Genomic DNA, 22,437 nt, shown 5'->3' with positions numbered 1-22,437 from the left:
CATTTGATAATAGGATTGACCGGTGGCATAGCAAGCGGAAAGAGTACGATTTCTAAAATGATTGTAGAACTCAAAATTCCGGTTGTTGATGCTGATTTGATCGCCCGGCAGGTTGTTATGCCGGGTGAAATGGCTTATAACAAAATTGTTGAAGCCTTTGGAGAGGACGTAATAGCTGACGATCATTCACTTGATCGAAAAAAGCTGGGTACTATTATTTTTAATGATGAAGATAAAAGGAAGACATTGAATAGTATTGTCCATCCTGCCGTTCGAAAGGAAATGTTGCGACAAAAGGATGACTATTTAAAAGAACACGATTCAGTCGTATTAGACATTCCGTTACTATATGAAAGTAAATTAACACACATGGTTGATCAAACTTTACTCGTATATGTGAGTGCTGACGTACAATTGAAGCGGTTGATGGAACGTGATCAATCATCAAAAGATGAAGCTCTGTCTCGTATCCAATCTCAAATCCCTTTAAGTGATAAAAAGCAATGGGCTGACAAAGTGATTGATAATAATGGGACCATTGAAGAAAGCAAAAAGCAATTGATACATAGCCTTTCAGAATGGGGTATTTTGTGAGTAGATTGCGCATCTGGAGTAAATAAGACCAAGAGAATTATTTCTTTTGGTCTTATTGTATGTTTTTTTAAATGGTGAGAGACTTCAAATGCATGATTTAGCCATGACATATACCTGTAAAAAGGTGCTATAGGTCGGGCAATGGCCTCTTTTTTTTGATTTATTAAATTTAATGTTCCCTTTATCATATAATATGTTATACTAATTTTAGATTTTCAGAAATAAGTATAGCACTTTATTGTGGAGGGATTACAACATGAAAGCTAAAGTAGCAATTAATGGATTTGGACGTATTGGAAGAATGGTTTTCCGTAAAGCGATGAAAAACCAACAAATTGAAGTTGTAGCGATAAATGCGAGTTACCCAGCGGAAACGCTTGCTCATATGGTAAAATACGATAGCATTCATGGTACTTATGACCTTGAAGTAGAAGCGAAAGAAAATGCGATGATCGTGGATGGGAAAGAAATTAAACTACTTAGCAACCGTGATCCTAAGCAATTACCATGGAAAGAGATGAATGTTGATATCGTCATCGAAGCTACTGGTAAGTTCACTTCAAAAGAGACTGCAGGTTATCACATTGAAGCTGGCGCTAAAAAAGTAATCATCACTGCTCCTGGTAAAGACGAAGACCTGACAATTGTCATGGGCGTAAATGATGACGCTTACAATCCAGAAGAACATCACGTATTATCGAACGCTTCATGTACGACAAACTGCCTAGCACCTGTCGTAAAAGTTCTAGATGAACAGTTCGGAATTGAAAACGGTGTCATGACGACGGTCCATGCGTACACAAACGATCAAAAGAATATCGACAATCCACATAAAGACCTAAGAAGAGCTCGTGCTTGTGGTCAATCTATTATCCCAACATCGACGGGTGCGGCGAAAGCAATTGCCAAAGTAATGCCACAGTTAGACGGTAAGTTGCATGGTATGGCACTACGAGTACCTACACCAAACGTATCTTTAGTCGATTTAGTCGTTGACTTGAAAGTAGATGTTTCTGCTGAGCGCGTGAACGAAGCTTTAGAAGCTGCTTCTGAAGGTTCCTTACAGGGCATTCTTGGATATAGTAAAGATCCACTCGTATCGATTGATTTCAATGGCAATGAAAACTCATCAATTATTGATTCTTTATCAACTATGGTAATCGATAGCCGTAAAGTGAAAGTGCTTGCTTGGTATGATAACGAATGGGGTTATTCTTGCCGAGTAGTAGATTTGACTGAAAAAGTTGCGATGAACCTTACAAGTAACAACAACATATCACTAGGAACTGCATAATTACCAAAAAAACACATGCGGGATCGGCCGAATCAGGTCGATCCCGCTTTTTAAGTTCTGAGGAAATGGTGCGAAAGATGGAGAAGTGGTTTGATTTTATGGGAGAATAAGTTCACCGCAGATTCAATCACACATGTTTTTAACTTTTTCACTTGTGGAAAGGATACATATATGGAGGTGAAATGAGGAACAAAATACATCTTGCAAAAGTATAAAAAAAGAAGTATACTGTTCATCGTGAACTTCAAGTTATAAGCAAATTTAGGAACTGGATGCTGCTTAAAGGGTTAGGACCTCTTTGGACTAACTTTCCCCCGTGGTTTTTTCCATTTCCGCATGCTTTTGAAGGCATGATAATTAAAACAAAGGGGGACTATGCAAATGGATACAATGGGACGTCATGTGATTTCTGAATTATGGGGATGTGACTCTGAAAAGTTGAACAATATGGCATATATTGAACAACTATTTGTTGAAGCTGCTTTAAAATCGGGTGCTGAAGTCCGAGAGGTAGCATTTCACAAATTCGCACCACATGGTGTAAGCGGAGTTGTCATCATTTCTGAGTCACATTTGACTATACACAGTTTTCCAGAGCATGGTTATGCTAGTATTGATGTTTATACGTGTGGAGACCTAGATCCAAATGTTTCTGCAAACTATATTGCTGAAGCGCTTGGTGCTACATCGAAGGAAAATGTCGAGTTACCAAGAGGAATGGGTCCAGTAAAAGTGGAGCAAAAAAAAGTATCAGCTTATTAAAACAAATAGCAATAAACACAACAAGGTGTGCGGATCGCACACCTTTTTCTAATGGAGAGATTTATCCGCGTTTGAAATCGCTTGTCACGGGACGACCTTTCTACTATCATTATATAGAGGTAGTTTATTAATTCGAGAACGGTTGATTGAATAAAAAAGTCCGTTCATCGATCATGGGGTTGGTTACATGAGGTGTCCAAATTGTCAAAATAACGGAACAAGGGTATTAGACTCTCGCCCTGTAAATAGTGGACGTTCAATTCGTCGTCGACGTGAATGTGAAGCTTGTAATTACAGGTTTACTACATTTGAAACGGTCGAAGAAATTCCACTTGTCGTCGTCAAAAAAGAAGGCACGAGGGAAGAGTTTAACAGGGATAAAATTTTGCGTGGTTTGATTAAAGCATGTGAAAAGCGTCCGGTTCCTTTTGAACAGCTAGAAGAAGTGGTCAATACCGTTGAAAAGGATTTGCGAAATGATGGTGTTTCAGAAATCCAAAGTAAGGATATTGGTGAACGCGTCATGGATCAATTAGCTAGTATTGATGAAGTCGCATATGTCCGCTTTGCCTCAGTGTACCGACAATTTAAGGATATTAACGTTTTTATCGATGAACTTAAGGAACTTTTAAAGAAAGAGAACGAGTAGAGAGCTTAACGTACATAAGCTCTTTTTCTCTATATGATTTTTTATTGTATTCTTACGAAGAATGATTAAATTAGGTGAAGATGAATGGTTAATTATTGGAAAGAAATACTGCCTGTTGATCGTTATCAAGTTCAGAGCAGTGGTCACATACATTTCGAAGAGTTGAAAGTTGTCACGCTTTTGTATCAACCATTAATTGGTGCAAAAGCGTATAGCTTATATATGACGTTATTTAGTGAACGATTTACTGGTGAATCAACTCACCACAGTTTAATGAACCATACCCAAATGAATTTGCAGCATATATTTGAAGAGCGTAAAAAGCTTGAAGCAATTGGATTGTTAAAATCGTTTCAAAAAAGCACAGATGATGAACGGAAATTCACATATGAATTGCAGCCTGTTTTGAAGCCTGAACAATTTTTTCAAGATGATGTGCTTAGTGTTTATTTATATGGTCGTTTAGGAAAAGAACGATATTTAGAAATAAAGAAACGTATTTGCTTAGAACAAGTAGGTCATGATGAAGATTATAAAGAAGTAACTGCAAACTTTAATGATGTGTTTAGTTCCTTGCATCAATCAGAAATGAGAGCCGGCTTGAATTCTGAATTTCACCAGTCTGATAAGAATCACCAGCACAAAAGTGAGAATCAAGAACAGAGTATTCCGAAGTTTTCTAATGAGGATTTTGACTTTGAAACTCTCGTCAGAGATTTGAGTAGTTTCATTATCCCGGCAGAAGTTTTGACGGAAAGTATTAAGGATTCAATTTATCGTCTTGCGTTCATATATAGAATCTCACCTTTAGAAATGAGTAGTATTGTACAACAAGCATACTTTAGAGATGATGAATTGACGCCTACTTCGCTAAGGCAAGAGGTCCAACGATGGTATAAAATTGAAAAGCCCGGACAATTACCTAGGTTGAGTGAAAGGAAACAACAAGATACAACACAGACACATGAAAAACAACCTGAACTATCTCGCGAAGAGATGATGGTGAAGACGTTTGAAACGATTTCACCGAGAGCGTTATTAGAAAGATATAGTGAAGGTGGAAGAGCAGCGAGCGCTGACTTGAAAGTTATTGATTCAATCATGTTTGATCAAAAGCTCCCGATCGGCGTGATCAATGTCTTGATTGATTATGTACTTAACACGAATGATATGAAATTAATTCAGAGTCACGTTGAAAAGATCGCAAGCCAGTGGAAGCGCAAGAAAATTACGAGTGTACGTGAAGCTATGGCGCTTGCTAAGGCAGAACATCAAAATTACCAAGCTTATAAACAAAAGAAATCGAATCCAAATAATCGATCCTATCAGAGAAACAACGTTCGTAAGGACAAGCTTCCGAAATGGATGGCCTCTCAACAAGAGGATCAATCAACAAAAAAAGAAGAGAACACAACCAAGGAAGAGAAAAAGTCAGTATCAGAATCTGAAGAAAAATGGTTAGAAGAATACTTGAAAGGATTATAGGGGGTGTAACAGTTGAAATCGATATCTCAATCAATGCAAGGATTCAGCGATCGCACAAAAGTACAAAAGCAACTGATGGCTGTAAAAAGTAAAGTATTATCGCACCCCGATTGGAAAGCATTCTATCAAGCTCATCCTTATATTACTGAAGAGATGATTGAACGGAGTCTGCCTAGACTACTTGAATACGTAGAAGGCACTAAAGATTGCAAAGGCTGTCAGGATGTCGCGCATTGTCACAACATGATCAAAGGGTATGAGCCAGAGCTTTTTATTAATGGAGGAATTATTGATATTACTTACAATCGTTGCCGAAGTAAAGAGGAGAATGATGAACTAGAGAAATTACAATCCTTAATTAAAAGCTATTTTATCCCGCGAGATATTCTCTCTGCAACTTTTGATCAATTTGATAAAAAGGACACAGAGCGGTATCAAGCAACCTTAAAAGCTGCCAAATTCGTGGAATCTGTATCCGACCCTGATATAGAAGCGAAAGGATTATATATTCATGGTAGCTTTGGAGTAGGAAAGACTTTTTTGATGGGCGCAATAGCTAATGCACTTGCGAAGAAAAAAATCCAAACGATGCTCGTATACACACCTGACTTTTTCAGAGAAATGAAAACGTCAATCGGAGATCAAACGGTCGATGAAAAGTTAGATGTCATTAAGAAAGCACCTGTATTAGTACTCGACGATATTGGAGCAGAGTCGATGTCTAGCTGGGTACGAGATGAAATTTTAGGCTCCATTCTTCAGTACCGGATGATGGAAAAACTCCCTACATGCTATACGTCCAATTATGATTACGATGAGCTAGAGGAACACTTAGCCTATTCACAAAAGGCTGGTATTGAACAATTAAAAGCGAAGCGGATCATGGAACGAATTAAACATTTCACTACCCCTGTTAATTTGAATGGGGCTAATCGAAGAGTGAATTAAATGTTATAGAAAAAAGAGCTGTTCTGACAGCTCTTTTTTCTATGGATTAATTGAATAAATACAGATTCTTGAATAATCTTCCTAATCCTTCATATATTGTAGCAATGAATATGGACAAGGAGGATAAAGGTTGGTTACGATCTATTTCTTAGATGAAAACGAAGGCCATTATTTGTATAAGCGCGTTTCTAAGCTACTAAGCAATCATCACACATCCAACCGGTCTACTCCCGTGAAGGTAACTTATTCGGAAGATCATGCGTTGCAGATAGATCTTGATCCCTTTAATTCAGTTACTGACATGATCAAGCCGACGCTTTTGAATTTTTTTGCGAAACATATTATTCGCACAAGAGAAACGGGTTGGATTTTGAGGATTTTGGAACATCAATATTACTTCAAAGACAAAGATGAGCAGCAGCAAATATTAACCATCGTACAAGCTTTACTAGAAGGCAGCCATGATGATTTGCCCCAAATTAGTGGACTCCCAATGAGGGAGGAAGTCATTACAAACGCATTTGAAAGTTTTTTTGATTGTGACATGATGTTTTCATATGAGTCCTTTTTGCAATTTAGATTAAAGCCTTATAGAGAGTTGTTAGAAGAATACATTGAGTGTGCAATTGATGAATTTAAATTAGAACAAGAGTACCAAGAATTCATTCACCAATTAAGACAATTCGTGAAAACACGTGTTTCTCTTTTCTCAACTGTTCACCTTAGACATCTAGACGAACAGTATAAGGTGTGTAATGAACATGAGTATGAATTGAATGAAAAGGATATTGCTAGTATTTTGAAAGATAATCGGAATACATTTGATGAGTTCATAGCTTCAGACCTATTAAAATTGTTGATTGTTATAGCCCCGACAAAAATTTGCTTGTACACGGATGAAGAAGATGCGTCTATGAATCAGACAATCCAAAACATTTTTCAGGAGCGGGTTCGAATTTTACCATGTCGATCTTATCAAGTCCGCAAACAAAATTTGTAAGTGCTGCAAAAATAGGCTTGATTTTCTTTGGTGAACTGAATATAATACTACATAACAAAACAACTATACCAAAGTAATGATGAGGACATGAGTCATTTAGAACTGGTTTCCAGAGAGAAGGGCATTAGCTGAAAGCACTTCACCGTATCAAATAGACTTACCACCTCTGAACATCAACGGTGAACGAATAGTATCCGTTGACGGTTAAATGACCGTTAATTAATTCCAAGTGTCGGCACATACTTGTGTCGGAACGAGGGTGGAACCGCGAGTATAACACTCGTCCCTTTCCTAGGGACGGGTGTTTTTTATATTGGCAATACTTTATGTTTGCTGATGATTCTTTAACAAAATCAAAATGGGTTGTAATAGGGAGGCGCTACGCGTGGCGAAGATAGAAATTCTATTTCCAGATGGTTCAAAACATACATATGAGAGTGGCGTTACAACCGAAGAAATCGCAGGTTCTATCAGTCCTGGACTGAAAAAGAAAGGGATAGCAGGGAAGTTAAACGGTCAATTGATTGATTATCGCCGCCCCATTCATGAAAGTGGTGAGTTAACCATTATCATGCCTGATTCGAAAGACGGTTTAGATATCCTCCGTCATAGTACAGCGCATTTAATGGCACAGGCTACTCAAAGAGTATTTCAAGATGAGAATATTCAATTTGGAGTTGGACCTATTATTGAAAATGGATTTTATTATGATATCGATATGGAATACCGTCTTACAGAAGAGGATCTGCCTAAGATTGAGAAAGAAATGAAGAAGATCGTAGGTGAAAATCTTGCGATCACTCGAGAAGAAGTGACACGAGATGAAGCGATCCGTAGGTATAAAGAAAAGGGCGATGCCTTAAAGGTAGAGCTCATTGAGGCGATCCCTGAAGGACAACCCATCACCTTCTATCATCAAGGTGAATTCTTTGATCTATGCCGAGGTGTCCATGTACCACAAACGAGTAAGCTGAAAGTGTTTAAATTGATGAACATTTCAGGTGCGTATTGGCGCGGTGATAGCAACAACCAAATGCTACAACGCATTTATGGAACGGCGTTCGATCAAAAATCTGAACTAGATGAACACATTCATTTTATAGAAGAAGCCAAGGCAAGGGATCACAGGAAGTTAGGGAAAGAACTCGAGTTGTTCATGTTCTCTGAAGAAGCACCTGGCATGCCATTTTATCTACCAAATGGTCAATTCATTCGAAATGAACTGGAATCTTTTTCGAGATCATTACAGATGAAAAATCAATACGATGAAGTTAGAACGCCGCTGATGATGAATCAACGACTATGGGAAAAGTCAGGTCACTGGGACCATTACAAAGACAATATGTATTTTTCAGAGGTGGACAATACGAAGTTTGCGTTAAAACCGATGAACTGCCCAGGACACATGTTGATATACAAAGATACACTCAAGTCATATAGAGACCTTCCAATCAGAATGGCAGAGTTCGGGCAAGTTCACCGTCATGAATACAGTGGGGCATTGAATGGGATGATCCGAGTTAGAACGTTTTGCCAGGACGATGCTCATATCTTCGTGACTCCAGAACAGATTGAAGGAGAGATTAAGTCGGTATTTGCACTGATTGATCAGATCTATTCAACGTTTGGTTTCGAGTATAGTGTAGAGTTATCCACTCGACCAGAGGATTCTATGGGGAGTGACGTATTATGGGACCAAGCGGAAGGGGCTCTGAAAAATGTATTGCTCGACTTGGGCATTGATTATTCATTAAACGAAGGGGACGGCGCATTCTACGGCCCTAAAATCGACTTTCATATCCGTGATGCTTTAAGAAGAAGCCACCAATGTGCAACGATACAGCTAGACTTCCAAATGCCAGATAAATTTGATCTTACTTACGTCGATGAAAACAACGATAAAGTCAGACCCGTAGTTATTCATCGAGCAGTATTTGGTTCAATTGATCGATTCTTAGGCATTCTAGTTGAACATTTTGCAGGCGCCTTCCCAACCTGGATTGCACCTGTACAAGTAAAGGTGTTGCCCGTTTCCAAGGTACATGAAGCCTATGCAAAAGATTTATATAAAAAGCTGCTGGATCAACAGATTCGAGTTGAACTGGATAATCGGGAAGAGAAACTCGGATATAAAATGCGACATGCTCAAATGAGCAAAATTCCATATACGATTGTCGTAGGTGACAATGAGGTTGAAAATCAAACCGTCAATGTGAGAAAGTACAAAGAGACTCATTCTCAAATTCATAATTTCGATGACTTCCTAAGCCTGATTTTACAGGATATAGAAACAAAAAAGATTGAAAAACATAGGAGTGTGAACCATGTCTAAAGTGAATATTACGTTCCCAGATGGAGCGGTTAAAGAATTTGATAAAGGAATAACAACAGAAGAGATTGCCTTTTCGATCAGCCCTGGGTTGAAGAAGAAAGCGATCGCTGGAAAACTAGACGACACTTTATTGGACTTACGTCAACCGATCGAACGTGACGGGGCAATCACAATCGTCATGCCTGATTCTGATGAAGGGCTTGAAATTATTCGTCACAGTACGGCTCATCTAATGGCACAAGCAATTAAGCGTGTCTTTAAGGACGAGAAGATCCAACTTGGTGTCGGTCCAGTCATTGAAAATGGATTTTACTACGATATCGATATGGAATCTCGACTTACTGAAGAAGATTTCCCTAAAATCGAAAAGGAAATGAAGAAGATCGTAGATGAGAACCTAGAGATCAAACGTGAAGAAGTTAGTCGTGAAGAGGCGATTCGTCGATATAAAGAAATGGGCGATGAGCTGAAGGTTGAACTCGTTGAGGCTATACCAGAGGATCAAGATATTACACTCTATCATCAAGGGGAATTTTTTGACCTATGTCGAGGCGTCCATGTTCCACAAACGAGTAAGCTGAAAATCTTCAAATTGATGAATATTTCAGGCGCTTACTGGCGCGGAGATAGCGATAATCAAATGCTACAACGTGTATACGGCACAGCCTTCAACAAAAAGGCGGAATTAGAAGAGCATCTTCATTTCTTAGAAGAAGCTAAGGAACGTGACCACCGTAAGCTAGGGAAAGAATTAGAGATCTTTACGATTTCACAAAAGGTAGGTCAAGGTTTGCCGATTTGGCTGCCTAAGGGCGCAACGATTCGTCGTGTAATCGAGCGATATATCGTCGATACGGAAGTGAAGCTTGGTTACGATCACGTGTATACACCGCATCTCGGTAGTGTCGAGCTTTATAAAACTTCTGGGCACTGGGATCATTATCAAGAGGACATGTATCCAGCCATTGAAATGGAAAATGAACAACTTGTGCTACGTCCGATGAACTGCCCTCATCATATGATGGTTTATAAAAATGCGATGCACAGTTATCGTGACCTTCCAGTCCGTATAGCTGAACTTGGTACGATGCACCGTCATGAAATGTCAGGCGCGTTAGCTGGATTGCAACGGGTACGTTCTATGACTTTAAATGATGCGCATATTTTTGTTCGACCAGACCAGTTGAAAGATGAGTTTATCCGTGTCGTTAAATTGGTTCAGAAAGTGTATAAAGACTTTGGAATTAACGATTATAAATTCCGCCTATCTTATCGTGATCCAGCTGATACAGAGAAGTATGTAGATAACGATGAAATGTGGGAAAAAGCACAAGCACTTCTTAAGGAAACAATGGAAGATATGGATTTGAATTACGTTGAGGCTGAAGGTGAAGCAGCATTCTACGGTCCGAAGCTTGATGTTCAAGTGAAAACTGCACTAGGTAAGGAAGAAACACTTTCCACAGTGCAGCTTGACTTCCATTTACCAGAACGTTTCGATTTGACTTATAAAGGTAGCGATGGTCAAGATCACCGTCCAGTCGTTATTCACCGTGGTGTAGTATCAACGATGGAAAGATTTGTAGCATTCTTAATTGAAGAATATAAAGGCGCACTACCTACTTGGTTAGCACCTGTTCAAGCGAAGGTGATTCCAGTCTCTTCTGTTCATATGGATTATGCATATAAGGTGAATGAAGATTTGAAAGCAAGTGGTATTCGCGTTGAAGTTGATTCTCGTGAAGAAAAAATCGGTTATAAAATCCGAGAAGCACAAATGAAGAAGATTCCTTACATGCTAGTCGTTGGTGATCAAGAAATTGAATCCAATGCGGTTAATGTCCGAAAGTATGGTGAACAGGATTCAGAAACAGTTCCTTTCGAAAGCTTTAAAGAGAAGCTACTTGGAGAAGTTGAACATAGCTAAGTTAGTGATGAGACGTCCTATAAAGGGGCGTCTTATTTTATTGGTGCAATCTTGAGACTTGCTTGATAGTAATCAAGAACTAAATTCCCCAAGTGGACAGCGAAGTTCCACAAGTGAGGAGGAAAGTTCCACAAGTGAGGAGAAAAGTTCCACAAGTGAGGAACGAACTTCCCTAAGACGACCCGAATCAAAGGCCAATCAGAAGATTTTTTACTTGAAGCTAAATAATAAGGCTCGAACTGTCAATAAAAATGAACCTGATACACGTCCAACTCTGTTCGTAAAACTTTAGTTAATAAAAATTCTTCTTGAATTTGTTCAAAAGATGAGATATGCTATAAAAGTTGAATGTTACACAGGTCTTAACTTGACATGTGAACAGCATCGATGCTATGATTCTAATGTGATAATCAAATATTCTTGTATAGAAAGCAGAAGCACCCGCTTCTCACCTGATTGGCGCATGAATGTGCAGCCGGTAGGTATGATGACTAGATTTTTTACGAAATCGGTATTTCAGTGTGGGTGTAGTATGCGCCGACGCTTTTTCTATTTGAAACAAAAAAATAGATTTGCATTTACAAGATGATATTAGGTTGTAAAAATCGATGGAGGTGGCTCATTATTAGTAAGGACATGATGGTCAACGATGGCATTCGCGCTCGCGAAGTACGCCTAATTGGCGCCAATGGAGATCAAATTGGTGTGAAAACTCGTCAAGAAGCACTTGAAATTGCACAAAACGCAAACCTTGATCTTGTTCTTGTTGCCCCTAACGCAAAACCGCCGGTATGCCGGATTATGGACTACGGTAAGTACCGTTATGAGCAACAAAAGAAAGAAAAAGAAGCGCGTAAGAATCAAAAAACGATTACGACGAAGGAAGTTCGTCTGAGTCCGAATATTGAAGAACACGATTTCAATACAAAGCTTCGAAATGCGAAGAAGTTTCTTGAAAAAGGAAACAAAGTAAAAGCTTCCATCCGCTTCCGCGGTCGTGCGATTACTCACTCTGAACTCGGACGTGACGTACTCATGCGAATGGCAAAAGAGTGTGAAGAGTTTGGTACGATTGAATCCAAACCGAAGATGGAAGGTCGTAGTATGTTTTTAATCCTTGCTCCACTTGCTGAACAACAGTAATTCGTTTTACTGTTATGACTGATTTGGAAAAAGGATGTACAAGTATTCATAAGGAGGAACTTTACTATGCCTAAAATGAAATCTCATAAAGGGACTGCTAAGCGTTTTAAGAAAACTGGATCTGGAAAGTTGAAGCGTGCACACGCATTCACTAGCCACATGTTCCGTAACAAATCTCAAAAGCAAAAGCGTAAGCTTCGTAAGTCTGCCCTTGTATCAAGTGGAGATTACAAGCGTATCAAAGACATGATCTAAATTATTAAGCTGTTCAAAAAGTCTAATTGATTTCTTTGGACAGAATCGAATTATATATCTTTTATAGAGATAAAAATCAGGAGGGATTACAATGCCAAGAGTAAAAGGTGGCTATGTAACGCGCCGTCGTCGTAAGCGCGTATTAAAATTAGCAAAAGGTTATTTTGGTGCTAAACATAAATTATTTAAAGTTGCACAACAACAAGTCTTCAAATCACTACGTTACGCGTACCGTGACCGTCGTCAAAAGAAACGTGACTTCCGCAAATTGTGGATTACACGCATCAATGCTGCAGCTCGTATGAATGGAATTTCTTACAGCCGCATGATGCACGGATTGAAGCAAGCTGGAATCGACGTTAACCGTAAGATGCTTGCTGATCTTGCAGTCAACGACGAAAAAGCATTTGCTGAACTAGCAAGCAAAGCTAAAGATAGCCTAAAAGCATAAATGAGAAGGGGTGACTATTAGTCACCCCTTTTTTTACATATAAAAAAGGGACCTTACGATCCGCAATACCCGGAAAGCAGTATATGGCGGATAGAAAGAAGTCCTCGATACTTGAAATATATATAATGGTTTCGTAAACCAGCCAGCTAGCGCGATTCCATTCACAAGAAAATCAAATGCAAAGAAAAGGAAAGGGAAAAGATGATCTTACTTTCTGTACTAATCGTTCTAAATCTATATGGCATTATCATAATGTTTGTTGATAAGAGAAAAGCACAACGACAGCAATGGAGAATTTCAGAAGGGCATTTATGGATTGTCGCGATCATAGGTGGAGCGGTTGGGATTTTCCTTGGCATGCGTATGTTCCGCCATAAGACGAAACATGCTTCTTTTAAATATGGTGTACCGATGATCATTGCATTCCAAGCAATTGGCATTCTCTATTGGTACGTCTATTAAAGCCGCTTAATTCATATGGATAGTATACGGGGGGATGTAGATGGAACAGCATGCGATGCAACTCATCCAATGGCTTGGTCAGAGCGGTGCATTAGCTCCAATCCTATTTATATTCCTGCATATACTCAGGCAATTTTTGTTTATACCAGTTGGTTTCATTTGTATCTTGGGCGGCGTTGTGTTCGGGGCCGTGTTCGGTACGATCTATTCTTTGATTGGCATTACCCTCGTCAGTCTGTATTTTTATTTTTTAGTGAAATCGATTCCGAAATCCTACAGCAGATTCATGAGTTTGAAGGAAAGATGGTTTGGAAAACGTTCGGCGTTGTCAGTAGGTCAAATTACAATCCTTCGTCTAGTACCATTTCTACACTTTCATCTCATTTCGCTTTGCTTAATAGAAATCACTCGGAATTTTAAAGAATATACAAAAGTATCTTTATTTACGAATGTCCCTCTTGCACTTGTGTATACTTCATTAGGGAATTGGCTCAATCAACTCACAGTTAATTGGATGATTTCAATCCTGTTCATTCTGGCAGTATTATTTTACACCTTGAGGAAAAAAGAGTGGGTTTATAAATGGCAGGATTTCTTTGCAGAGGCTAGATAACCCTGTTTTCCTTAATATCAGATTTTTTAAGACATAACAAGATCAAGTAATATACTTGGTCTTTTTTTCATTGAAACATCTGATTTTCGAATCGCTTCAAACATTGATATACTTTTGTAGAGCTGAATTGGAAAGGGGATGCAAAATGAATTTACAGTTACAATCACTATTTGAGATGCAAAACGAGCTTGATCGCCGTATCGAACGAGATCGAGGTCTTGAAAATGAAGACTTAATTGATAAGAAAATACTTGCGCTACAAGTGGAAGTCGGAGAGCTTGCAAATGAAACAAGATGCTTTAAATTCTGGAGTTCAAAAGCTCCATCCGATAAAGAAGTCATTCTTGAAGAGTTCGTGGATGGCCTGCATTTCCTGCTTTCTCTTGGTATCATCCTACCTTATGATGTTCCAAAGCAAATGCAAGTACCAGAGTTAATACAAGAAAGCTTAGTGGATGCATTCCTCAAAGTTTATGAAGATCTTACGATACTAAAAAACAATCGCAATGACGTCAATAATTACGTTACTTTAATGGAAGACTATCTGATGATTGGACGATTATTAGGATTCACAGCAGAAGAAGTGAATCACGCATATTTATCAAAGAACGAAGTGAACCATACTCGACAAGACCAAGGGTATTAACATTACGTTCAAACATCAGGAGGATCTTACATGAAGACATTAGACGAGACGCTTACCATGCTTAAAGAGTTAACCGATGCGAAAGGAATACCTGGCGATGAAGGTGAACCGCGGGAAATCATGCGAAATTATATTCAACCATATGCCGACGAAGTTTATTGTGATAATTTAGGTAGCCTAATTGCTAAGAAAAAAGGTCCGAAGTCTGGTCCTAGTATTATGATAGCAGGACACCTTGATGAAGTTGGCTTCATGGTAACAAGAATAGACGACAAGGGATTCCTTCGTTTTCAAACGGTTGGTGGATGGTGGGGTCAAGTCTTGCTTGCTCAACGTGTAACGATAAAAACAAAGGCTGGCGATGTAATAGGTGTGATCGGTTCAAAACCACCACACATACTTAGTCCAGAAGCTAGGAAAAAGCCTGTTCCAATTAAAGACATGTATATTGATATTGGGGCTTCAAGTAAAGAAAATGCAATGGAGATTGGTGTTAAACCAGGAGATTCGGTCATACCTTATTTCGAATTTACTGTTATGAGTAACCCAAAAATGCTGCTTGCAAAAGCGTTTGATAATCGGATTGGCTGTGCGATCGTTATTGACACGTTTAAACACCTGAAGAAAATTAAACATCCAAACACTGTATATGGTGTTGGTACAGTACAAGAAGAGGTTGGTTTAAGAGGGGCGAAAACGGCAGCGAATGCGATCAATCCAGATTTAGCTATAGCGGTTGATACAGGTATCCCGGGAGACACTCCTGGTGTGACCGATCGGGATGCGTTATCAGTACTTGGTGAAGGTCCACAAATTATTATTTATGATGCAAGGACAATCGCCCACCGAGGTTTAAGAGATTATGTGCTTGAGGTAGCGGAGAAAAACAACATTCCATATCAAATTGACACAACGGCTGGCGGTGGAACGGATGCCGGAAATATCCACATCAGTCACGACGGAGTGCCAGCTGTATCAATCACTATTGCTACACGTTATCTCCACACACATGCATCAATGATACATCGAGACGATTATGAAAATACAGTTAGATTGATGGTAGAAATCATCAAAGGTCTTGATCAGAAAAAAGTCGACAGTATTATCAATTGTTAAAGCAGAATTGCGTTAAACAAAAAGGGGTTGTCAGAAGGTCAGTTTTCACTGACTTTCTAGACAGCCCCTCTTAATGTTAATGGAGATTTTAAGTAGTGATTATTGAAGTCCTTCAGATAGTGTTGCTAAGAGTTCGTTCTTTTCTTGATCATTTGAGTTTTCCCAGATGACTTCAAACAAAACACCTAGGCCAGGTAGCATCTTCTCTTCACCGCTATTGATTGCTTCCATGATCGTATTTTGTAATTCGTCTGTACTGTTACCAGTAACATTAGCCAATACTGCTTTTCTTAAGTTCAAATCCATTTCTCGTTCACCTCGTTATTTGAAATTGGAGTATTGCTCATAGCATTTGTATGTTGATAGTTTTTATCCAGTATCATTGGATTATGTATGAAATTCACGTATAATAGCATTATTATTCCACCGATTACACAATGGAATGGACTATTTATTGAAGGAATGAAGAGAATGAATCGAATTACCTCTCCGAAAAATGGTCGGGTTAAAGAGTGGAAAAAGCTTAAAAATCGAAAAGGTAGAGAAAAAGCAGGATCTTTCATTATAGAAGGGCCACACCTTATAGAAGAAGCCCTACAACATCATGCTGAAGTAACAGATTTAATTATTGAAGAAACGTTCCGTATTCCTAGTGAATGGCATACGGGGAATGTGACAACTTGGTTGACGAACGATGAAGTAATCAAGGAATTAACTGAAACAGAAACGCCCCAAGGGATCGTCGCCATTGTTAAGTTTCAAAAACAAGATTTGACCCTAAATAAGAATGGTACGTACATACTCATTGATGGCATTCAGGACCCAGGGAATTTAGGGACGATTATCCGGACGGGTGATAGTGCTGGTGTAGATGCCGTGATTCTCGGTGAAGGAACGGTAGATCTATTCAACAGTAAGGTGCTCCGTTCAACACAAGGATCGATTTTTCACTTACCTGTTATTAAAGGTGACTTAAAAAACTGGATTCCTCGTTTGAAGGAAGAGGGAGTAAAAGTATATGGAACAGCCTTGGAAGGTGGGATTCCATATACGTCTGAAAAACCTGATGGCAGCTATGCGATTCTTTTTGGTAACGAAGCGAAAGGTGTTCAGTCTGAGTTATTAGAACAGACGGATCAAAATTTGTATGTTCCGATTTATGGAAATGCAGAATCGTTGAATGTAGCAGTTGCTGCAGGTATTTTACTTTATGGTTTAAAGCTGCAGGAATAGGCTTATAATAGTTGCATGAACGGATGGGAACTTTTATAATACAGTAGTAGATAACAATTATATATGTTGTGAATAACGATGATGGGAAGTAGTACATTATTTTCGCCATTTAGGGAGAACATGTCAAAGACTGAGAGCATGTTTATGGTTGCAGTAATGGAATTCAGCCCGGAGTTGCCTTTCGAACACTGGTCATTTTTTGATGAGCTAAGATTGTGCCGGTTATGCCGTTACGTATATTGAGTGAACAATGATGTTATTTATTATTGTTAATTAGGGTGGTATCGCGAACCTTCGTCCCTTTGTGGGATGGGGGTTCTTTTTGGTTTCAAAACACTTTTGCTCTCCTTTGGTCCACACATTTTCCGTTGATTCGATGATGTTATGTTAAACCTCGACGAAGAATCCGTCGGTTAATGCGGATTTATTGATTGTAGTTTTTGAAATTTTCTATAGAAAAAAATTTGAATGCCATTATTTAGAATGTTGAAGGAGGAACTGTTATGCAAGAACGATTAATGAGCTTGCAGAGTGAAGCTGTTGAAAAGATTGAAAAGGCAGAATCACTAAAAGGGTTACAAGATATTCGTGTTGAGTACTTAGGTAAAAAGGGACCAATTACGGAAGTGTTGAGAGGTATGGGGAAACTACCTGCTGAAGAACGTCCGAAAATGGGTCAGCTTGCAAATGATGTACGTGAAGTCATTACAAAAAAAGTAGAAGTAAAGCAAGAACAACTTGAAAGAGAAGCTTTGGACCAGCAACTCAGTAGTGAAACCATTGATGTGACTCTCCCAGGTAGTCCTGTACGTAAAGGGAATGCACATCCATTAACATCCGTAGTTGAAGAAATTGAAGATCTATTCATTGGGATGGGCTTTACGATTGCGGAAGGTCCAGAAGTCGAAACGGATTATTATAACTTTGAAGCACTGAACTTACCGAAAAATCATCCAGCGCGAGACATGCAGGATTCATTTTTCATTACTGAGGATCTTTTACTTCGTACACAAACATCTCCAGTTCAAGCTCGCACAATGGAAAAGCATGAAGGAAAAGGACCTGTTAAGATTATTAGCCCAGGTAAGGTATACCGACGAGACACAGATGATGCTACTCACTCCCATCAATTCATGCAAATTGAAGGTTTGTACGTTGATAAGGATGTTCGAATGAGTGATTTAAAGGGGACGCTCACTATGTTCGCTCAGAAATTATTCGGTGAGGAAAGAGAAATCCGACTACGTCCTAGCTTCTTCCCATTCACAGAACCTTCAGTAGAGGTAGATGTATCTTGCTTTAAATGTAATGGAAAGGGCTGTTCTATTTGTAAACGTACAGGATGGATCGAAATATTAGGAGCCGGAATGGTGCATCCAAACGTACTTGAAATGGCTGGGTTCGATTCAAAAGAATACACTGGATTTGCATTTGGAATGGGTCCAGAGCGAATTGCAATGTTAAAGTACGGCATAGATGATATCAGACATTTTTACGCGAATGATATTAGGTTCTTAGAGCAATTTAAACGGGCTTAAAGTGCGACTCTCGTTTGAACATAGTATATAAGGAGTGAGAAACAATGTTAGTATCCTATAACTGGTTAAAGGATTATGTAGATCTTGATGGGGTTCAGCCTAATGATTTGGCGGATCGTATTACGAAAAGTGGAATTGAAGTTGAAGGAGTAGAATCCTTAAACGATGGGATTTCCGGAGTTGTTGTAGGGCATGTAGAAACGTGCGAACAACACCCAAATGCTGATAAATTGAATGTTTGTAGTGTAAATATTGGTGAAGAAGAACCTGTACAAATTATTTGCGGGGCATCAAATGTTGCTGCTGGACAAAAGGTGGCAGTTGCAAAAGTCGGGGCTGTATTACCAGGGAATTTCAAAATTAAGAAAGCAAAACTCCGTGGTGAAGCTTCACATGGAATGATATGTTCATTAGAAGAACTCGGTGTGGATTCTAAAATGGTACCAAAAGAATTTGCAGATGGCATTTATGTCCTAGCTGAGGATGCAGAGGTAGGTGTTGATGCTCTATCACTTCTGAATTTAGATGATCATATTTTAGAGTTAGGATTAACACCAAACCGAGCAGATTGCCTGAACATGATGGGTGTCGCTTATGAAGTTTCAGCAGTTCTTAATAAAGAACTTAACTTAGCCAAACCTTCTATAAAAGAAGTTAGTGATTCTGCAAATGACTACATTACTGTAAAAATAGATGATCAAGAGGATAACCCTTATTATGGTGCAAGAATCATTCGGAATATTAAAGTGGGTCCTTCTCCTGAATGGATGCAAAGTCGGTTAATTGCTGCTGGCATTCGTCCAATTAATAACGTGGTTGATATAACGAACTATGTGCTCATAGAATATGGCCAGCCTTTACATGCATTTGATTATGATCGTTTCGGATCGAAAGAGGTTGTCATTCGTCGTGCATCCTCTGGAGAAGAGATTGTGACGTTAGATGATGAAACGAGGAAACTGGAAGCTGATCACCTCGTCATTACAAATGGGAGCGTTCCAGTCGCAGTAGCAGGTGTAATGGGTGGTGCTGATTCAGAAGTAACAGATCAAACGACGACCGTTTTACTTGAATCTGCCTACTTCAATCCATCGATTGTTCGTCAAGCTTCGAAAGATCTTGGACTTCGAAGTGAGTCTTCAACTCGCTTTGAAAAAGGCATCGATCGTAATCGGGTGTTTGAAGCAGCAAGTCGTGCGGCTCAATTACTTGAAGAAATCGCAGGTGGTGAAGTTTTAGAAGGAATCGTTGAGGACGGACCTCGTCATGTTGATTGCTACAAGGTGAGTGTGAGTGCATCTCGAGCAAACAAAGTATTAGGGACATCTATCAATAATGATGCCATTATTGAAATTTTCAACCGTCTCGGGTTTTCTTATGAAGTTGAAGGTGACGTCTTCCATGTTGAAATACCAACACGACGTCCTGACATCACTTTAGAAGAGGATTTAATTGAAGAAATCGGACGTATTTATGGGTATGACTTAATTCCGGCGACACTTCCGGTTGGATCAACTACTCCTGGTGAGTTAAATTCTGCTCAGAAAAAACGTCGTCTTGTTCGACGTTATCTAGAAGGAGCAGGTCTTTATCAAGCCATTACCTACTCATTAACGACAAAGTCAAAGGCAAACCAATATAGTGGGAAAGAAACAAATGGGAAGCTGGAATATGTTTCGGTTTCTATGCCGATGAGTGAAGAACGCGCAGTATTAAGGCGTACGATTCTTCCACAACTTATAGAAGTCGTTCAATACAATCAAAACCGACAAATGAATGATGTGGCAATATTCGAAGTAGGTTCAACATACGTAACTGAACAAACTGAACTTAAGGAATTGCCGACAGAACATCAGAAGCTAGCGGGAGCATTCTCTGGCTTATGGAGATCGCATCCTTGGCAACAAGAAAAGAAACAAGTTGATTTTTATGTTGTAAAAGGTATATTGGATGGTCTGTTCGCGAAGCTTGGTTTGAGTGATCGAGTGGAGTATCAACAAGCCAAACGTGAAGGGTTCCACCCAGGTAGAACCGCTATTTTACTTCTTGATGGCAAACAAATCGGGGTAGTGGGACAATTACATCCTGCTGATCAAAAGGACTGGGATGTAAAAGAAACGTATTTATTTGAACTGGATCTTGATGAACTGTTTCATGCTGATGTTCCTCCAGTCATTTATAATGCGTTACCACGATATCCATCCATTACTCGAGACATCGCATTGATTCTAGATCAAGATGTTCAAGCTGGTGATGTTCAAACGGGAATAAAGGCTGCTGGTGGAGAGTTGCTGAAGCATGTGTCCATCTTTGACCTTTATGAAGGTGAGCATATGGATGAAGGCAAGAAATCGGTTGCTTACTCATTGACTTATTACAACCCAGAAAAAACATTGACTGATGAAGATGTAGAAAAAGTGCACCATAAAGTCATTGAACATGTGAAGGATCAATTTAACGCAACAATGAGAGGATAATAAGAAAGGGTAGACGCCATTGAGGTCGTCTACCCTTTTCCTGTTCTCCTACTACTTGAAACGAGGTATAAGCACCTTAACCTTTACGCTTTTGATTCACTAGCTTCATCGCCTTTTGAGTGTTTGCAAAATGGGATTTACTTAAACTGTTTAGGAATGCTAAATCATGTTTCATAATGATTTTGGCAGCTGCTTGGTCAACGATCGGGCCAGCTCCTTTTGGAATGGTCATACCTGCTTGCTCAGAAATTTCATCCATCTTTTTTAGAAATGCATAGCGTGCGATGATTGATGCAGCAGCCACTGACAAATGAATTTCTTCTGCTTTCGTATCAAAATAGAATGGCGGTTTTGTACTCGGTTTGCTGCCGGTATGCCTGAAAAATATTTCAGGTTCACAAAATTGATCGATCAATACACCTTCTGCTTCATTTACGTTAGAAAGCTTAGCGAGCACTTTTTCAATCGCTTGCTGATGGAGCATCGCTTTCATTTTGCCTTGGGTCATCCCTTTAGCTTGAAGAGCGTTGTACTTTGGATTAGGCAGAACCATCAAGCTATAAGGGATCGTTTGTATTAAGCTTTTTGCAATCTCGATAATTTGTGGATCTTTCATTAACTTAGAGTCCTTGACACCAAGCTCTTTTACGAGTGGAATTTGCGCTTTAGAAACAAATGCAGCTACTACAGTGATTGGTCCGAAGAAATCACCAGTCCCTACTTCGTCTGAACCAATGATGGACATCGATGATACATGATCAGGGGGGAGAAAAGCATGCTGTTTTCGCTTCTTAGCGTCCTTATTTTTTTTCGGTACGATATTTTGTTCAGAAGACCAACGAGATGATTCTTGTTCAGCAGCTGGGCCTTGAAATAATATCTTTCCGGACTTATATGCAGTTACCGTACAGCCAGTTAATTTGGCTACGAATAGTCCACCTTGCGGAACGTTAGATTGTATGTATGCTTGATAGGATTTTTTTATCTTTTCAATTTCTTCATTGCTAAGTTTCAATACAGCATTTGCCATCTCTCGTTCACCTTCGTTTCTTTAATAAATATTTGTCTATAACCATTATAACGGAGCAGTTAAGACTTTCGCGAATAGAAATATACTTGAAATCAGATTTACATATTAAGTAAACTAGAATAAACAACAAAAAGGTTGTCAAATAATGTAATAAAACAAAGGTCTCATTATTCCCATTCTTATCGGTTCATGTTAAGATAATGAGTAGTCATTTACGAGTTAGGAGGCTTTTGGGTGTCTAACGATAACAGAACAACCGTACATATATTTGGCCAGCAATACACTGTAATAGGTGAAGAAGGTGCTGGACACGTAAATAAAGTAGCGAATATTGTCGATAAAAGAATGAGAGAAATTCGTCATCAAAACAACAATTTGGATACGAAACAGCTTGCAGTATTGACTGCTGTAAATATCACCAATGATTATCTGAAACTGCAAGAACGAGTCAGACAATTAGAGGGAAAGAAAGAGGAATAAAA

At 39.1% G+C, this 22,437-nt stretch carries 22 protein-coding genes and 3 other annotated features; of the genes, 20 read left to right on the top strand and 2 right to left on the bottom strand.

The window, feature by feature from the left end; genetic code table 11:
- The first annotated feature begins 3 nt into the window (after positions 1-3).
- From coaE to L2716_RS10610, 16 genes are all read left to right on the top strand, one after another.
- Positions 4-594: a dephospho-CoA kinase gene (coaE, locus tag L2716_RS10685; protein ID WP_268963976.1), complete on the top strand. Its 591-nt coding sequence runs from the start codon at positions 4-6 to the stop codon at positions 592-594.
- Positions 595-850: 256 nt separating this feature from the next.
- Positions 851-1,888, top strand: a complete 1,038-nt coding sequence (locus L2716_RS10680) for a glyceraldehyde-3-phosphate dehydrogenase (protein ID WP_236334413.1) — start codon at positions 851-853, stop codon at positions 1,886-1,888.
- Positions 1,889-2,269: 381 nt separating this feature from the next.
- Entirely contained in the window at positions 2,270-2,650 is a 381-nt protein-coding gene (gene speD / locus L2716_RS10675; RefSeq protein ID WP_236334411.1) for an adenosylmethionine decarboxylase, read from the top strand.
- A gap of 187 nt (positions 2,651-2,837) precedes the next feature.
- The gene (nrdR, locus tag L2716_RS10670; protein ID WP_236334409.1) at positions 2,838-3,299 is read left to right on the top strand and encodes a transcriptional regulator NrdR; all 462 of its coding nucleotides are present in this window, start codon (positions 2,838-2,840) and stop codon (positions 3,297-3,299) included.
- An 84-nt stretch (positions 3,300-3,383) separates the two neighbouring features.
- Complete coding sequence (locus tag L2716_RS10665) at positions 3,384-4,784, top strand: replication initiation and membrane attachment family protein (protein ID WP_236334407.1); 1,401 nt, start codon at positions 3,384-3,386, stop codon at positions 4,782-4,784.
- 12 nt (positions 4,785-4,796) lie between these two features.
- Positions 4,797-5,732, top strand: a complete 936-nt coding sequence (gene dnaI / locus L2716_RS10660; protein ID WP_236334405.1) for a primosomal protein DnaI — start codon at positions 4,797-4,799, stop codon at positions 5,730-5,732.
- 130 nt (positions 5,733-5,862) lie between these two features.
- On the top strand, positions 5,863-6,732 hold the full coding sequence (ytxC, locus tag L2716_RS10655; RefSeq protein WP_236334403.1) for a sporulation protein YtxC: 870 nt from the start codon (positions 5,863-5,865) through the stop codon (positions 6,730-6,732).
- Between the two features lie 67 nt (positions 6,733-6,799).
- Positions 6,800-7,023: a binding site (T-box leader), on the top strand.
- A 67-nt stretch (positions 7,024-7,090) separates the two neighbouring features.
- Positions 7,091-9,064 (top strand): threonine--tRNA ligase, encoded by a 1,974-nt coding sequence (gene thrS / locus L2716_RS10650; protein ID WP_236334401.1) that lies wholly within the window; start codon positions 7,091-7,093, stop codon positions 9,062-9,064.
- Entirely contained in the window at positions 9,057-10,991 is a 1,935-nt protein-coding gene (thrS, locus tag L2716_RS10645) for a threonine--tRNA ligase (RefSeq protein WP_236334399.1), read from the top strand. The genes thrS (L2716_RS10650) and thrS (L2716_RS10645) overlap by 8 nt, the downstream gene beginning before the upstream one ends.
- Positions 10,992-11,414: 423 nt before the next feature.
- Positions 11,415-11,547, top strand: a sequence feature (ribosomal protein L20 leader region).
- An 80-nt stretch (positions 11,548-11,627) separates the two neighbouring features.
- Complete coding sequence (infC, locus tag L2716_RS10640) at positions 11,628-12,134, top strand: translation initiation factor IF-3 (protein ID WP_236334397.1); 507 nt, start codon at positions 11,628-11,630, stop codon at positions 12,132-12,134.
- Positions 12,135-12,200: 66 nt separating this feature from the next.
- On the top strand, positions 12,201-12,389 hold the full coding sequence (gene rpmI, locus L2716_RS10635; RefSeq protein WP_236334396.1) for a 50S ribosomal protein L35: 189 nt from the start codon (positions 12,201-12,203) through the stop codon (positions 12,387-12,389).
- Positions 12,390-12,480: 91 nt separating this feature from the next.
- Positions 12,481-12,840 carry a 50S ribosomal protein L20 gene (gene rplT / locus L2716_RS10630; RefSeq protein ID WP_236334394.1) on the top strand — a complete coding sequence of 120 codons (360 nt, stop codon included), beginning with the start codon at positions 12,481-12,483 and terminating at the stop codon, positions 12,838-12,840.
- Between the two features lie 201 nt (positions 12,841-13,041).
- Positions 13,042-13,302, top strand: coding sequence for a DUF1294 domain-containing protein (locus tag L2716_RS10625; protein WP_236334392.1), 261 nt, complete (start codon positions 13,042-13,044; stop codon positions 13,300-13,302).
- 40 nt (positions 13,303-13,342) lie between these two features.
- The gene (locus L2716_RS10620) at positions 13,343-13,915 is read left to right on the top strand and encodes a TVP38/TMEM64 family protein (protein ID WP_236334390.1); all 573 of its coding nucleotides are present in this window, start codon (positions 13,343-13,345) and stop codon (positions 13,913-13,915) included.
- Positions 13,916-14,060: 145 nt separating this feature from the next.
- Positions 14,061-14,561, top strand: coding sequence for a dUTP diphosphatase (locus L2716_RS10615; protein WP_236334389.1), 501 nt, complete (start codon positions 14,061-14,063; stop codon positions 14,559-14,561).
- Between the two features lie 30 nt (positions 14,562-14,591).
- Entirely contained in the window at positions 14,592-15,677 is a 1,086-nt protein-coding gene (locus L2716_RS10610; protein WP_236334387.1) for a M42 family metallopeptidase, read from the top strand.
- A gap of 99 nt (positions 15,678-15,776) precedes the next feature.
- Here L2716_RS10610 and sspI read toward each other — a convergent pair whose 3' ends face one another.
- Positions 15,777-15,983 carry a small acid-soluble spore protein SspI gene (gene sspI, locus L2716_RS10605; protein WP_236334385.1) on the bottom strand — a complete coding sequence of 69 codons (207 nt, stop codon included), beginning with the start codon at positions 15,981-15,983 and terminating at the stop codon, positions 15,777-15,779.
- A 165-nt stretch (positions 15,984-16,148) separates the two neighbouring features.
- On the opposite strand from sspI, the gene L2716_RS10600 reads away from it, so the two are divergent.
- From L2716_RS10600 to pheT, 3 genes are all read left to right on the top strand, one after another.
- Positions 16,149-16,910, top strand: a complete 762-nt coding sequence (locus tag L2716_RS10600) for a TrmH family RNA methyltransferase (RefSeq protein WP_236337856.1) — start codon at positions 16,149-16,151, stop codon at positions 16,908-16,910.
- Positions 16,911-16,979: 69 nt separating this feature from the next.
- Positions 16,980-17,215: a binding site (T-box leader), on the top strand.
- Positions 17,216-17,413: 198 nt separating this feature from the next.
- Complete coding sequence (pheS, locus tag L2716_RS10595; RefSeq protein ID WP_236334382.1) at positions 17,414-18,448, top strand: phenylalanine--tRNA ligase subunit alpha; 1,035 nt, start codon at positions 17,414-17,416, stop codon at positions 18,446-18,448.
- Between the two features lie 44 nt (positions 18,449-18,492).
- Positions 18,493-20,925 (top strand): phenylalanine--tRNA ligase subunit beta, encoded by a 2,433-nt coding sequence (pheT, locus tag L2716_RS10590; protein ID WP_236334380.1) that lies wholly within the window; start codon positions 18,493-18,495, stop codon positions 20,923-20,925.
- Between the two features lie 76 nt (positions 20,926-21,001).
- Here the strand turns inward: pheT and rnhC are convergent, their stop codons facing one another.
- Positions 21,002-21,955 (bottom strand): ribonuclease HIII, encoded by a 954-nt coding sequence (rnhC, locus tag L2716_RS10585; RefSeq protein WP_236334378.1) that lies wholly within the window; start codon positions 21,953-21,955, stop codon positions 21,002-21,004.
- 234 nt (positions 21,956-22,189) lie between these two features.
- On the opposite strand from rnhC, the gene zapA reads away from it, so the two are divergent.
- Positions 22,190-22,435: a cell division protein ZapA gene (gene zapA / locus L2716_RS10580; RefSeq protein WP_236334376.1), complete on the top strand. Its 246-nt coding sequence runs from the start codon at positions 22,190-22,192 to the stop codon at positions 22,433-22,435.
- Positions 22,436-22,437 lie beyond the last annotated feature (2 nt).

Origin of the sequence: Pseudalkalibacillus berkeleyi (genome assembly GCF_021608225.1) — a bacterium.
Taxonomy (GTDB): domain Bacteria; phylum Bacillota; class Bacilli; order Bacillales; family Fictibacillaceae; genus Pseudalkalibacillus; species Pseudalkalibacillus berkeleyi.
The sequence above is the reverse complement of the archived record's forward strand: the minus strand, read 5'-3'. Positions and strand labels throughout refer to the sequence as shown.